Origin of the sequence: Luteibacter aegosomatis (genome assembly GCF_023078455.1) — a bacterium.
Lineage (GTDB): Bacteria > Pseudomonadota > Gammaproteobacteria > Xanthomonadales > Rhodanobacteraceae > Luteibacter > Luteibacter aegosomatis.
Genome location: NZ_CP095740.1, coordinates 1,712,873 through 1,724,830 on the forward strand (window position 1 = coordinate 1,712,873; position 11,958 = coordinate 1,724,830).

The following is an 11,958-nucleotide window of genomic DNA, read 5'->3' on the forward strand; positions in this document are numbered from 1 at the left end:
GGGAGACAGCCATGCGATGCGTCCTCGCCCTGTCGGCTTCGCTGCTTGCCCTGCTGCTGACCGCGTGCGGCCAGCAGCAGGCCGAAGACCTGGCCGACACCTTGACCACCGATCCCGTGCGGCTCAAGGCACTGCGCGCGCAATGCGCGGCCGACCGGCAAGCCGTGGGCGAGGACGCCTGCCGCGCCGCCGCCGAGGCGTTCCGGCGGCGCTTCTTCGCCGGCCAGGCCGGGCCTGACGAGTACCGGACGCTGGCCGATCTGCCACCGATTCCGCCGAGCTTCGACGAACCCACCGATGGCGGCGAAACGCCGGCCTTGTCCGCACACGAGGACGCGCCATGAACGACGTGACCATCATCGACCGCTTCTTGGACACGTTCTCGCGCTACATCGACTCGGGCTTTGGACTGTTGCAAGGCGAAGTGGCGTTCTTGACTGCCACGCTCATCGTCATCGACATGACCATCGCCGGCCTGTATTGGGCCATGAGCCACGCGACCGGCCAGGGCGAGGACGTGATGGCCAAGCTGCTGCGCAAGGTGCTCTACGTCGGCGCCTTCGCCTACATCATAGGCAACTTCAACTGGCTGGCCGGCATCGTGTTCCGCTCGTTCGCCGGCCTGGGCCTGACGGCCACCGGCTCGGCCATCACGATGGAGAACTTCCTGCAACCGGGGCGGCTGGCGAAGACCGGCATCGACGCGGGTGCGCCGATTCTGGAGCAGATCGGCGACATGGCCGGGTTCCCCGAGGTGTTCACGAACATCGACCCCATCGTGGTGATGTTCCTGGCGTGGCTGGTCGTCATCCTCTGCTTCTTCGTGCTGGCGGTGCAGCTTTTCATCACGCTGATCGAGTTCAAGCTGACCACGCTCGCCGGCTTCGTGCTGGTGCCGTTCGCGCTCTGGAACAAGACCAGCTTCCTGGCGGAAAAGGTGCTCGGCAACGTGGTGTCGTCTGGCGTCAAGGTACTGGTGTTGGCCGTCATCGTCGGCATCGGTTCGGGCCTGTTCGCCGAGTTCCAGACCGTGCCGGATGAACCGTCCATCGACCATGCCCTGGTCGTGATGCTGGCTTCGCTCTCCTTGCTCGCACTCGGGATCTACGGGCCGGGCATCGCCACGGGCCTGGTGTCCGGTGCGCCGCAGCTTGGCGCGGGCGCGATGGCCGGTGCCGCTGTCGGCGCTGTTGGTACGGGCGTCGCCATTGGCGCCGCCGCAACTGGCGTGGGCGGTGCGGTCATGGCCGGGGCGCGCATGGCGCCGGCGGCCGCCAAGCTGGCCGGCAGCGGCGCCCGCGCTGCGACATCGGCGGCCAGCGGTGCCCGCTCGGCGTTCCAGGCCGGCTCCGCCGCTGCCGGCGGCGGGGCCAAGGGCGCGGCGGCTGGTCTTGGCAACATCGCCAAGACCGGCGCACAGGCGGCTGGTCAGAAGGCCGCCGCCGGGGCGCGCTCACTCAAAGACCGCACAACAGCCGCTTTCCGCGCCGACGGCGCGGCCCCGGCCTCGGGCAGCGGTGGCGCTGCGCAAGGGAATACAGACGAAGGCAATGCCCCGGCCGCTGCCCAACCGGCCTGGGCCAAGCGCCTGCACCGCCGCCAGCAGATGACCCACGCCGCGACCACCACCGCCCACACGCTGCGCGGTGGCGATGGTGGCGGCTCGGGGCAAGGCCCGAGCCTGCGCGATTCCGATTCATAAGGAGGGACGACCATGCGATTCAAGCGACCGCAGGTGCGCTATGCCGACACGCCGCAGCCTGCCACTCCATACCAATCCGCCGCGCAGGTGTGGGATGAGCGCATCGGCTCGGCCCGCACTCAGGCCAAGAACTGGCGGTTGATGGCCTTCGGCTGCCTAGTGCTGGCCTTGCTGATGGCTGGTGGCCTGATCTGGCGCTCGGCGCAGTCCATCGTGACGCCCTATGTGGTGGAAGTGGACAACGCCGGCCAGGTGCGCGCCGTGGGCGAAGCGACCACGCCGTACCGGCCCAACGACGCGCAAACGGCGCACCACATTGCGCGCTTCATCACGCTGGTTCGCTCGCTGTCCATCGACCCCATCGTGGTGCGGCAGAACTGGCTCGACGCCTACGACTACACCACGGACAGGGGCGCGGCGGTGCTCAACGACTACGCCCGCAGCAACGACCCCTTCGCCCGCATCGGCCGCGAATCGGTAACGGTGCAGATCACCAGCGTCGTGCGGGCCAGCGACACGTCGTTCAACGTGCGCTGGACGGAACGCCGCTACGTCAACGGCGCGGCCACCGGGCTGGAGCGGTGGACGGCCGTGGTGTCCATCGTCCTACAAACCCCGCGCACCGAGGAACGTCTTCGCCACAACCCGCTGGGCATCTACGTCAACGGCCTGTCGTGGAGCCGCGAGCTGGATTCTTCCGAAGGAGCCAAGCCATGAACCTGCCTTTCCGCTTTTACGCTTTGCCGTTGTTGCTTCTTGCCCTGTCGGGCTGCGCCACGCAGGGCAAGCCGCCGCCGACCATCTCGCTAGATGAGCCTGTGCAGGCACAGCCGCTGCCCGAACCGCCCAAGCCGGTCGAAGTGGTGGAGGTGCCAACGGTGCTGCCGATGCCGGCGCAGTTGAAACCGCTGCCGGAGGCGGGCGAAGCCGCTCCCGTGCCGGAGCCAGCCGACGAAACCGTACGCGTATCGAAGGCCAATGCCGAGGCACGCATCGCGCCCACGCGCGAGGGCTACGTCAACGCGATTCAGGTCTGGCCGTATACCGACGGCGCGCTGTATCAGGTCTATGCCGCGCCGGGGCGCGTGACCGTGATTTCGCTCCAGCCGGGCGAAGAACTGGTGACGGTCGCCGCCGGCGATACCGTGCGCTGGATCGTCGGCGACACGTCCAGCGGCAGCGGCGACGAGCTGCGCATCAATGTACTGGTCAAGCCGATCCGTTCCGGGTTGAAGACGAACCTGGTCATCACCACCAGCCGCCGGACGTACTTGCTGGAACTGACTTCGACCGAACGCGCCTGGATGGCGTCGGTGTCCTGGGACTACCCGAGAGATCGGATGCTGGCCTTGCAGCGCCAAGCGCAGGTCGCGCAAGCGATCGCGCCAGTCGATACCGGCCTATCGCTTGAGCGCATCCGCTTCCGCTACGCGATCAGCGGCAGCAATCCGCCGTGGAAGCCGCTGCGCGCTTTCGACGACGGCGAGAAGGTCTATATCCAGTTCCCGCCGGGCATCGCCCAAGGCGAGCTGCCGCCGCTGTTCGTGATCGGCGCGCAGGGTGACGGGCAACTGGTGAACTACCGCTTCCGCCCGCCGTACTACATCGTCGATCGGCTGTTCGGTGCGGCTGAACTTCGCCTGGGCGGGGACGGTGGCGACGTGGTGCGCATCGAGCGCACGGATGGCACGCGGAGGAACTGACCATGAGCCAGGATGACACTCCCGACGTTGCCGCGCCGCAAGCGGGCAAGGTCGAACCCGAAGCGGTGACGCTGCGCGCCCAGCCTCGGCCGGTCACACGGCTGAACCGGCGCACGCTGGCCATCCTCGCCGGCGGCCTGTCGGTCGCCGTGCTGGGCGCGCTGATGTGGTCGCTGCAACCGCAGCGGCGCACGGCCAACGAGCAGACCGAGCTTTACAACGTGGATCGCGTTTCACGCTCCGAAGGACTCGACCAGCTTCCGGCCGACTATTCCAAGCTGCCGCCGACCTTGCCCCCCGACGTGCCCGAGCTGGGGCCGCCGCTGCCGGGCGACCTTGGGCCGGCCATCGTGAATTCGCAGCCGCCGGCCATGGCCGCCTACGCCACACCCGGTCACGACCCGGCCGAGGCGGAACGCCTGGCCCGCTTGAAGGAGGCCGAGGAAGCGGCTGCATCGTCGGTATTCTTCCGCACCGGCACCCAGCAAGCCGCGCCCGTGGCGCAGTCGCAGGTGGCCGCCGCGCCGGGCTTCGCCGCCAATGCGGCCTTCGACCCGATGGCGGCCGGGCCGGCTTCGACGGCGGCCCAGCCCGCCGACCCGACGGCCGTGCAGAACAGGCAAGACCAGAAAGAGGCGTTCCAGCAAGCCGGAACCACGGAAACCCGTAATTCCGGCAACCTGCAAATACCCGCATCGCCGTATCAGGTGATGGCCGGAACAGTGGTCGCCGGGGCGCTGGTCACGGGCATCAAGTCGGACTTGCCGGGCGACGTGATCGCCACGGTGACAGAGCCGGTCTATGACACGGCCACCGGGCGCTTCCTGTTGATTCCGCAGGGTTCGCGCATCCTCGGCCGCTACAACAGCCAGGTCAGCTACGGGCAGAGCCGCGTTCAAGTCGTCTGGAACCGAATCATCCTGCCGGACACGTCTTCGCTGACGCTCGACAATCTGGCCGGCACTGACCCGGCCGGCTATGCCGGCCTGGAGGATGGCGTCGATTGGCATTGGGATCGCATCTTCGCCGGTGCGGTGCTAACCACGCTGCTGGGCGTCGGTGCCGAGCTGGCCGCGCCGGAGAATCGCCAGAACGGTGATCGCGTCATCATTGCCGGGCGCGACAGCGCCCAAGACAGCATCAACCAGGTCGGCCAGGAGATGACCCGGCGCAACCTCAACATCCAGCCCACCTTGACCGAGCGGCCGGGCTTGCCGGTTCGCATCATCGTCAATCGGGATCTGGTGCTGCGGCCATACCAGCCGCTGTTCTTCAATCGGGGGACTTCACGATGAGCACGACCAAGAAGCTGCGGCTAGGGCCACTGCCCAAGACCGAGAGCATCAAGCTGACCTTTGCCTGCCCGGCCAGCCTGAAAGCTGACCTTGACCGCTACGCCGCGCTGCACGCGCAGGCGTATGGCGAGACGGTCGATGCCGTGACGCTGATTCCGCACATGCTGGAGGCGTTCATCGCCGGCGACCGAGGATTCAGGAAGGGAGGCGGGAACAAGGCCGCGCCGCCGAAGCCGAGCTGACAATGCACGGACACGTTGCCGCCCCCCCTCGAACGCGCAGCCCAAGGCTGCGCGTTCGCCGTTCTGGAGGGCTATGGTCGATTGGACTATGATGAAAACAAGCCCGTCATCTGCTGGCAATCGGCCCCGATACAGTACGACCCGGCTTTCTACCGCGACGCTCTTATGTGGCTCCTAGCCCACAAAGCCGCAGCCTAGCAAAGCGGCCCGAAGTAGAGCTAAACCCGTGTCCTCTATAAGCTTTTGAGCCCTCAGCGATTTTCACCGGGGGCTTGACACAGGCACTTTTTTTGCGCCCCTTTGAATCTAGCCATTCGTCGTTCCTGCGAAGGTGTATAGACCGGACACATAGCTGACAGGTGTGCCAGGACATGGTTTACACCTCGACCGCCAACCTGTGGCGGCCAGAGGCCCATCCCATGCCCTGGAAGGAAGCGTCAGTCATGAGTTTGCGTGCCGAGTTTCTCGCCCTGGCCCGGCGCCCGGACCAGCCCGTGGCGCCGCTGTGCCGGCGGTTCGGGATCAGCCGGACGACCGGCTATAAATGGCTCCGCCGGGAGGCGGCCGAGGAGCCGCTGGCGGACCGGTCACGTCGTCCGCACCGCAGTCCTGGGCAGACGGCGGCCGAGGTCCAAGCCCGCATCGTGGCGCTACGGCAGACCTACCCGCATTGGGGCGGGCGCAAGCTGGCCAAGGTGCTGGAACGGGAAGGTTGCGATGCGCCCGCGCCCAGCACGATCACCCACATCCTGCGTCGCCATGGCCTGCTGTGGCGCCCCACCGAGGCGGTGATCACGCCCTGGCAGCGCTTCGAGCACAGCGCGCCTAACGATCTGTGGCAGATGGACTTCAAGGGATCGGTGCCGGTGGGGGCGGGCCAGTGCGATCCGTTGACCGTGCTCGACGATCACTCCCGTTTCAACCTGGTGCTGGCCAACAACGCCGATAAGACAGGCCTGACGGTACGACGCCTGCTCACGGCGGCGTTTCGTCGCTACGGGCTGCCGTTGCGCATGAACATGGACAACGGCACGCCGTGGGGCGTGGGCAACGGCCCGGCACGCCATCTGTCGACCTTGTCGGTACGGCAAGGACGAGCGCTTCCACCGAAGCCTGGACGTGGAGGTGCTGCGCGGCCGGGCTTTCCTCAACCTCAGGGAGCTGGGCCTGGCGCTGGATCACTGGCGGGAGATCTACAACCACGTCCGTCCGCACGAAGGCATCGGCATGGTCACGCCGGTGCAGCGCTACCGGATCAGTCCGCGCGCCTTTCCCGAGCGGATCGCGGCGTTTGAGTACGGCCCGGATGACTTGCGGTTACATGTCGACCAGCGAGGTCGAACCCAGCTGCTGGGCCATCCTCTGACGGTGTCGTCGGCCCTGAAGGCCCAGATCATCGCCGCCGCCCGCAGGACGGGCAGGACGGCATCTATGACCTGTATTTCCGTCATCACTGGCTCGACACCGTCAACCTGCGAGACCTGGACTAAAGTGTCCACCATGTCCTGGCACACCTGTTCACCATGTGCCCGGTCTGTACACTTTCGCAGGAACGACGGACGGCAAGGTTCACCGCTATCCGTAAACGTCCTCTCGTCGTTCCTGCGAAGGCAGATACCGTGTCTTGACGGCCTAGGCAAGGGCGATCTGAGGGTCAAAATCACGCCCGGATCGCACAACGCCCCAAGCGATGTGCAGCAGCTTACGCATGCCGGCGACCATGGCGACGCGGTGTGGCTTGCCGCGCTCCCGTAGACGCTGGATGAAGGCTCGGATGGCGGGGTTATGAGTCATCGCTGTCAGCGTGGACATGTATAGCTTGGCGCGGACCAGCGCCGAGCCAAGCTTGGCGATCGCCCGTGAGCCCTTCCATTGCCCGGATTCGCGAATAAACGAGTTCAGGCCGGTGAAGGCCGTGTTGCCCGGATCGTCGAAGCGCCTGAGGTCACCCACGCTGGCCAGCAAGACGGCACTGACGGCTGGACCGATGCCCGGGATGCTCTCCAGCAACCGACGGTCACCTTTCATGTCCGGGTCCGAATCGATGTGGTCGTCGATCATCCGGCGCAACTGGGCGATCTGCTCTTCGATGCCGGACAGGACGCGCTCGATAGAGGCCAGCACGTCAGACGCGGTCGTCGCCTCGCGACGATTTTCTTCCATGACCTTCATCTGCAACAGGTCATCCAGACGCATCACCAGGGCACGCAGGCGACGCTGGGAGGGCTTGGGCGGGATCCAGGGTTGCAGATCCGTCTGCGCGGCGGCGAAACGCGCGATCAGCTTGGCGTCCGTGCGATCGCTTTTGGCTCGCAGCAGCTCGCTCTTGGCGAAATGGGCGATCCGTGACGGGTTGATCACGTAGACGGTGACGCCGCGCTCGTGAAGAAACGTGGCCAGCGCCTCGTGATAAATGCTGGTGGCTTCCATGCACACGGCAGCCGTCGGCGCATGCTTGTCGCGCCAAGCCATGAACTCGGCGAAGCCCTTGGCTTGATTGGCCAGCTTGGCGCGGGTCTGGTACTTGCCCGGTTTATCCAGTGGTAGCGCCACGTCGAAAGTGGCTTTGGCCATGTCGATGCCGATGATCGTCGATGTCATCTCGGAACTCCTGTGAAACCAAAACATTCCGATCATCAGCGAGATAGCGCCAGGCTCATCCTTATCAGTGCAGGCTCTGACCCAAAGGTCGTCCCAAGATACCGTTCGAGCTCACAGGCGCATGAAACGGGACAAGGGCAACGATCTGCGTCACGGGCTCGAAGCCCAAGGAACCCAACGGTGTCACCTTGTCCCCACCGATGATCAGTCGGGGATTCTCGCTCCATCGGGAGCGAGAATCGAGACATAAGGAACCCAGTGTCTTCGCCTCAGCGAAGCGAGTTCTTCAGGACAAGCAAAGCGGCTTCGAGCCGTGCTGGATCCTCCTCGGCAGCAAGACTCAACCGTATCCCGCCGTTCGCCACCGTGATGTCCACGCCGGCCTGCCTGATCCGGGCCGCCGCCGCATCGGCATCTTCCAGCGGTAGCCACGCATGCAAGGCATCCGCCGTGACCAGCCGCGCGTCGAGGATCGCCGCGGCGAGCGCGTTGCGCTCGCGCAGGCGCAGGCGCAATTCATCCAGCAAGGCATCGGCGGTGCCGTCGGCGAGCCAGTGGCCGACCACTTCCGGTAGCAGGGCGGGCAGTCCATCCGTGTCGCGGGCAATGACCGTCGCCACGGCATCCCGCCGCTCCTCGTCGGGAAGCAGGAGCCAGCCGATGCGCAGCCCGGGGCCGAGCACCTTGCCGATGCCGCCGGCATGCAGGCAGCGATCCGGAAGCAGGGCCGACAGCGGTTGGCCGACGCCTGGCCGCAACGGCGAATACACGTCTCCCTCGATGACGGTAAGGTCGCGCGTCACGGCGACCTCCGCGATCTCGCGCCGCCGTCCGGCGGGCATCGTCCGCGTGGTGGGATTGTGCAGCGTGGGTTGCACGTAGAGCGTGCGCGCGCCGCTCGTGCGCGCGGCCTCGTCCAGGGCGTCGGGGCGCAGGCCGTCTTTGTCCATGGCGACGTCGATCGTGCGCACGCCGCGGGCTTCGGCGGCGGCTCGAAAGCCGTGGTAGGTGGGGGATTCCACGAGCAGCGCATCGCCGCGGGAGCAGCACGTGGACAGGGCGAGCACCAGCGCATGGCGCGCGCCCAAGGTGAGCACCAGGCGACGGCCGTCCACGTGCTCGTGGCCGCCGTGCCTGGCCATCCAGCCCGCGATGGCGTCGAGGAGCCACGGATCGCCGCCGGGCCAGGGATAGGCCAGCATGCGTTCGTCCACCGGTGCATGTGCGAGAGCCTGCCTCAGCCGCGTGGCGACGAGCGAACGCAGGGGAAGATTTACCGCCAGATCGTAGCGGGTGGCCATGGCGGGTTACCCTTCCGTCCCATGTGGTGCGTCTATCTCATCGAATGCCGCAACGGCAGCTGGTACGCCGGGATCACCAACGATCTCGAGGCGCGCTACGCCGCGCACGTGGCGGGCAGCGGAGCACGCTACACGCGTGCCCATCCCCCCGTGCGGCTGCTCGGCTCCCGCCCGTTTCCCGATCGCTCGGCCGCCTCGAAGGCCGAGTACGCGCTCAAGCGCCTGCCCAGGGAACGAAAGCTGGCCTGGTTGCTCGACGGCGCTCAGTGAACGTCGCCGCCGGGCAGGGTGTATTCGAGAACATAATGATGCGTTCGATCCGGCGTGATATCGATATCGAGCGTGCCGCTGATGCCCTTGAGTTCACCCGTACCCGAATCCGGAACGATGGCGATACGCAGCTCGCGTCCCCCCGGCGACATGATGCCGCGATGCACGAGCGCGAAGCTGCCGCTCCTGCCGTCCAGTGACCCGGTGAGCCGCTCCACGGCGGCATAGGCCGCGGAATGTTTCTCGGCGGTGCTGGCGGCGGAAATCATGTGGCCGTGGGACTCCGCGTTGAGCGGGCCGTGATAGCGCTTGGTCAGGAGGAAGGTTCCCAGCGTGCTGCCTTCGCCCTCGTCGGGCGTGCCGTCGGGCTCGATCTTGACGTCGAACGTACCTTTCGCGGTGTGGGTCATGGGGCTACCGATCGGATTCGTGTAACGGCTAGGATGACGGCATGTCCGGAAACGAACGACAACACACGAAGGTTACGCCCGATTGGCACCGCTGGATAGCCGAGTCCCTGCAGGCCGGCTCGCGTGCGGTCGACATCCTGCAGACGATGCTCGACAACGGATTCGCGGAGCGCGCGGCCTGGACCGCCATCGACGACGCTTACTCGGTGAACGGCACGTCGCCCGTCGCGTCGTCGACGGAACGCACCGTGTTCCGCAGCCGCCTGGCCGACGGCCACGAACTCGATGCGGGTGACCGGACGGTGCGAGTCCTCGCGCGCATCGCCCGTCCCGCCGTGGCCGTGCTCGACGGCGTGTTGTCCGCGGAGGAATGCAGGGCTTTCCGCGACATGGCGGCGCGGCGCCTGACGCGTTCCGCCGTCGTGGACCGGGATCATGGCCGGCATGCGGTGATGGATATCCGTACCAGTGACGGCGCTTATTTCCAACGCGCGGAAAACGAACTGGTCGCGCTGGTCGATCGACGCGTTTCCGCCTTGATGCACTTGCCCGAGGAACATGGCGAGGGCTTGCAGGTGATGCGCTATGGCATCGGCGGCGAATACCAGCCGCACTTCGACTATTTCGATCCGGCCGACAAGGGCAGCCTGCCGCACCTGAACACGGGCGGCCAGCGGGTATCCACGTTGATCATGTACCTCAACGACGTGGAAGCCGGTGGCGAGACGATCTTCCCGCGCATCGATTTCAGTGTCGTGCCCAGGGAAGGCCAGGGGCTGTATTTCGAATACGACACGCCGGAAGGCGGCCTGGATCCGCTCACGCTGCATGGTGGCGCCCCGGTGACCCGGGGCGAGAAATGGATCGTTACCAAATGGATGCGGGAGCGGGCGTTTCCCGGCTGAGCCGTCAGCTGGCGCGACGCACTTCGCGGTGGGGCGGGTAATACGCGAACAAGTGGGTCGCGCCGCCGAGGAAATCGATGTTGTCGATGTGCTCTCCGCCCAGTCGCTCCGCGACGTGATCGGAGGCCTCGTTGCCGATGCGCACGAGACTGATCACGCGTTGCGCATGCATGCGGTTCCACGCGTAGTCGAGGATCGCCGCGCCCGCCTCGGTGGCATAACCATGGTGACGGTGATCGGGCTTTAGCATCCAGCCCAGTTCCAGGTCGGGCCAGCCTTCAGGCTTCATCAGACCGGCGCGGCCGATGAATTCGCCCGTTTCGCGAAGTTCGATCGCCCACATGCCGCAGCCGCGCAACGCCCAATGGCCCAGCAGCATGGCCATCGAACGCCAGGCGTTCATGCGGTCGAGCGGCTGGCCGTCACCGATCCAGCGCGTGCTGTCGGCGTCGGCGAGCATGCTCGCGTAGTCGTCGAAGTGACGTTCGTTGAGCGCGGTGAGCCGCAGCCGCGCGGTTTCGATTACGGGGATGTCGCAGATTGCCATCGAAGTGACCAAGGGTTCAGCCGATCAGTGCCGCCAGCGCGCGGGTACTCGACGCCAGGCTTTCCGGCCAGGACAAGCCGACTATTTTCTCACCAGTGAGCGCGTCGTTAAAGTCCTCCTCCTGTCCCGGAGCGAGCAGGTGGCGATAATCGACCGTGATTTCAGTGCCTTGCGGCAAGTCTTTAGCAGCGAAGATGAACCCGAGGTGCCAGAGCCCGGTGGGATCGAAACTGTGGTTCACGTAGCACTCGTCGGGCCAATCGGGCGAGAGCGTGTAGCGGTCGCCGAACCAGCGTGCGGCGGCGTGGAGATCGGGGGAACGCTCGATCTCTTTCCAGGCGTAGGTGCGGTCGATGGCGTCGGGCGCGGTGACGACCTGGCCGGCGGCCACGAATTCCTCGACGAACAACCCCTTGCCGGCCCCGGGAATACCCGAAGCGGCGATGCGATAACGCGGCAGGATCATCGGATCATCAGGCCCTTGTTCCGTCACGGGTGGCGAATGTTTCGCCCCCGGCATGGGGCGCGAGTGTAGCGCGTTCATGGCGGGGCGAAAGGGGGCAGGCCGCCTTCCGCCCCGCGGGGGTTACTCGTCGCTTTCGGTCGCGCGGGGCTTGCTGGCCGTTTTCGCCTTCTTTTTCGCGGGCTTGCCGTCGGCAAGCAGGATCGCGTCGCGGTTGCGGTCGATCAACGAGGGGCCGATGCCCTTGACGTCGGTGAGCTGGTCGGCGGATTCGAAGGCGCCGTTGGCGTCGCGCCAGGCGACGATGGCCTTGGCTTTCGCCAGCCCCACGCCGTCGAGCGACTGCGCGAGGGTGGACGCGTCGGCGGTATTGACGTTGACCGGCGTGGAAGCGAAAGCGGGCGAGGCGAGCAGCATCGCGGTGAGGGTGGAAAGGTATCGATTCATGGGTATCTCCTCGTGACTCGCGTCGGGTGACGCGAACGGGTCACTTTGCGTCCGGCGGGACCGCTCGCGAAC

General features: G+C 66.3%; 14 protein-coding genes and 1 pseudogene. 9 read left to right on the plus strand and 6 right to left on the minus strand.

Annotated elements, in window-relative coordinates; translation table 11 throughout:
- Positions 1-11 precede the first annotated feature (11 nt).
- From L2Y94_RS07990 to L2Y94_RS08020, 7 genes and pseudogenes are all read left to right on the plus strand, one after another.
- Positions 12-344, plus strand: a complete 333-nt coding sequence (locus L2Y94_RS07990; protein WP_174538051.1) for a hypothetical protein — start codon at positions 12-14, stop codon at positions 342-344.
- Positions 341-1,702: a P-type conjugative transfer protein TrbL gene (gene trbL, locus L2Y94_RS07995; RefSeq protein WP_247374194.1), complete on the plus strand. Its 1,362-nt coding sequence runs from the start codon at positions 341-343 to the stop codon at positions 1,700-1,702. The genes L2Y94_RS07990 and trbL overlap by 4 nt, the downstream gene beginning before the upstream one ends.
- Positions 1,703-1,714: 12 nt before the next feature.
- Complete coding sequence (gene trbF / locus L2Y94_RS08000) at positions 1,715-2,419, plus strand: conjugal transfer protein TrbF (protein ID WP_247374195.1); 705 nt, start codon at positions 1,715-1,717, stop codon at positions 2,417-2,419.
- Complete coding sequence (gene trbG / locus L2Y94_RS08005; RefSeq protein ID WP_247374196.1) at positions 2,416-3,405, plus strand: P-type conjugative transfer protein TrbG; 990 nt, start codon at positions 2,416-2,418, stop codon at positions 3,403-3,405. The genes trbF and trbG overlap by 4 nt, the downstream gene beginning before the upstream one ends.
- Before the next feature lie 2 nt (positions 3,406-3,407).
- Positions 3,408-4,700 (plus strand): TraB/TrbI/VirB10 family type IV secretion system protein, encoded by a 1,293-nt coding sequence (locus L2Y94_RS08010; protein WP_247374197.1) that lies wholly within the window; start codon positions 3,408-3,410, stop codon positions 4,698-4,700.
- Positions 4,697-4,942, plus strand: a complete 246-nt coding sequence (locus L2Y94_RS08015) for a DUF2274 domain-containing protein (RefSeq protein WP_247374199.1) — start codon at positions 4,697-4,699, stop codon at positions 4,940-4,942. Before L2Y94_RS08010 ends, L2Y94_RS08015 begins: the two co-directional genes overlap by 4 nt.
- Before the next feature lie 419 nt (positions 4,943-5,361).
- Positions 5,362-6,432: pseudogene (locus L2Y94_RS08020) on the plus strand (helix-turn-helix domain-containing protein).
- Between the two features lie 142 nt (positions 6,433-6,574).
- Here L2Y94_RS08020 and L2Y94_RS08025 read toward each other — a convergent pair.
- Both L2Y94_RS08025 and L2Y94_RS08030 read right to left on the minus strand, forming a co-directional pair.
- Complete coding sequence (locus tag L2Y94_RS08025; RefSeq protein WP_247374201.1) at positions 6,575-7,543, minus strand: IS110 family RNA-guided transposase; 969 nt, start codon at positions 7,541-7,543, stop codon at positions 6,575-6,577.
- A 269-nt stretch (positions 7,544-7,812) separates the two neighbouring features.
- On the minus strand, positions 7,813-8,844 hold the full coding sequence (locus L2Y94_RS08030) for an aminotransferase-like domain-containing protein (protein WP_247374203.1): 1,032 nt from the start codon (positions 8,842-8,844) through the stop codon (positions 7,813-7,815).
- Positions 8,845-8,865: 21 nt separating this feature from the next.
- On the opposite strand from L2Y94_RS08030, the gene L2Y94_RS08035 reads away from it, so the two are divergent.
- On the plus strand, positions 8,866-9,114 hold the full coding sequence (locus tag L2Y94_RS08035; RefSeq protein WP_247374204.1) for a GIY-YIG nuclease family protein: 249 nt from the start codon (positions 8,866-8,868) through the stop codon (positions 9,112-9,114).
- Here L2Y94_RS08035 and L2Y94_RS08040 read toward each other — a convergent pair.
- Positions 9,108-9,524, minus strand: coding sequence for a DUF3224 domain-containing protein (locus L2Y94_RS08040; RefSeq protein ID WP_247374205.1), 417 nt, complete (start codon positions 9,522-9,524; stop codon positions 9,108-9,110). The genes L2Y94_RS08035 and L2Y94_RS08040 overlap by 7 nt on opposite strands.
- Before the next feature lie 41 nt (positions 9,525-9,565).
- Between L2Y94_RS08040 and L2Y94_RS08045 the strand changes: the two genes are divergently transcribed.
- Complete coding sequence (locus L2Y94_RS08045; RefSeq protein ID WP_247374206.1) at positions 9,566-10,429, plus strand: 2OG-Fe(II) oxygenase; 864 nt, start codon at positions 9,566-9,568, stop codon at positions 10,427-10,429.
- A 4-nt stretch (positions 10,430-10,433) separates the two neighbouring features.
- Here L2Y94_RS08045 and L2Y94_RS08050 read toward each other — a convergent pair whose 3' ends face one another.
- The 3 genes from L2Y94_RS08050 to L2Y94_RS08060 form a co-directional block, all read right to left on the minus strand.
- The gene (locus L2Y94_RS08050) at positions 10,434-10,970 is read right to left on the minus strand and encodes a GNAT family N-acetyltransferase (RefSeq protein ID WP_144911547.1); all 537 of its coding nucleotides are present in this window, start codon (positions 10,968-10,970) and stop codon (positions 10,434-10,436) included.
- Between the two features lie 22 nt (positions 10,971-10,992).
- Positions 10,993-11,442: an SET domain-containing protein-lysine N-methyltransferase gene (locus L2Y94_RS08055; RefSeq protein WP_247374208.1), complete on the minus strand. Its 450-nt coding sequence runs from the start codon at positions 11,440-11,442 to the stop codon at positions 10,993-10,995.
- Positions 11,443-11,562: 120 nt separating this feature from the next.
- Positions 11,563-11,886 (minus strand): ComEA family DNA-binding protein, encoded by a 324-nt coding sequence (locus L2Y94_RS08060; protein ID WP_247374209.1) that lies wholly within the window; start codon positions 11,884-11,886, stop codon positions 11,563-11,565.
- Positions 11,887-11,958: the final 72 nt, after the last annotated feature.

Coding starts and splice junctions, on each gene's coding strand:
- L2Y94_RS07990 (WP_174538051.1), top strand. CDS start 12: ATGCGATGCGTCCTCGCCCTGTCGGCTTCGCTGCTTGCCCTGCTGCTG.
- trbL (WP_247374194.1), top strand. CDS start 341: ATGAACGACGTGACCATCATCGACCGCTTCTTGGACACGTTCTCGCGC.
- trbF (WP_247374195.1), top strand. CDS start 1,715: ATGCGATTCAAGCGACCGCAGGTGCGCTATGCCGACACGCCGCAGCCT.
- trbG (WP_247374196.1), top strand. CDS start 2,416: ATGAACCTGCCTTTCCGCTTTTACGCTTTGCCGTTGTTGCTTCTTGCC.
- L2Y94_RS08010 (WP_247374197.1), top strand. CDS start 3,408: ATGAGCCAGGATGACACTCCCGACGTTGCCGCGCCGCAAGCGGGCAAG.
- L2Y94_RS08015 (WP_247374199.1), top strand. CDS start 4,697: ATGAGCACGACCAAGAAGCTGCGGCTAGGGCCACTGCCCAAGACCGAG.
- L2Y94_RS08025 (WP_247374201.1), bottom strand. CDS start 7,543: ATGACATCGACGATCATCGGCATCGACATGGCCAAAGCCACTTTCGAC.
- L2Y94_RS08030 (WP_247374203.1), bottom strand. CDS start 8,844: ATGGCCACCCGCTACGATCTGGCGGTAAATCTTCCCCTGCGTTCGCTC.
- L2Y94_RS08035 (WP_247374204.1), top strand. CDS start 8,866: ATGTGGTGCGTCTATCTCATCGAATGCCGCAACGGCAGCTGGTACGCC.
- L2Y94_RS08040 (WP_247374205.1), bottom strand. CDS start 9,524: ATGACCCACACCGCGAAAGGTACGTTCGACGTCAAGATCGAGCCCGAC.
- L2Y94_RS08045 (WP_247374206.1), top strand. CDS start 9,566: ATGTCCGGAAACGAACGACAACACACGAAGGTTACGCCCGATTGGCAC.
- L2Y94_RS08055 (WP_247374208.1), bottom strand. CDS start 11,442: ATGATCCTGCCGCGTTATCGCATCGCCGCTTCGGGTATTCCCGGGGCC.
- L2Y94_RS08060 (WP_247374209.1), bottom strand. CDS start 11,886: ATGAATCGATACCTTTCCACCCTCACCGCGATGCTGCTCGCCTCGCCC.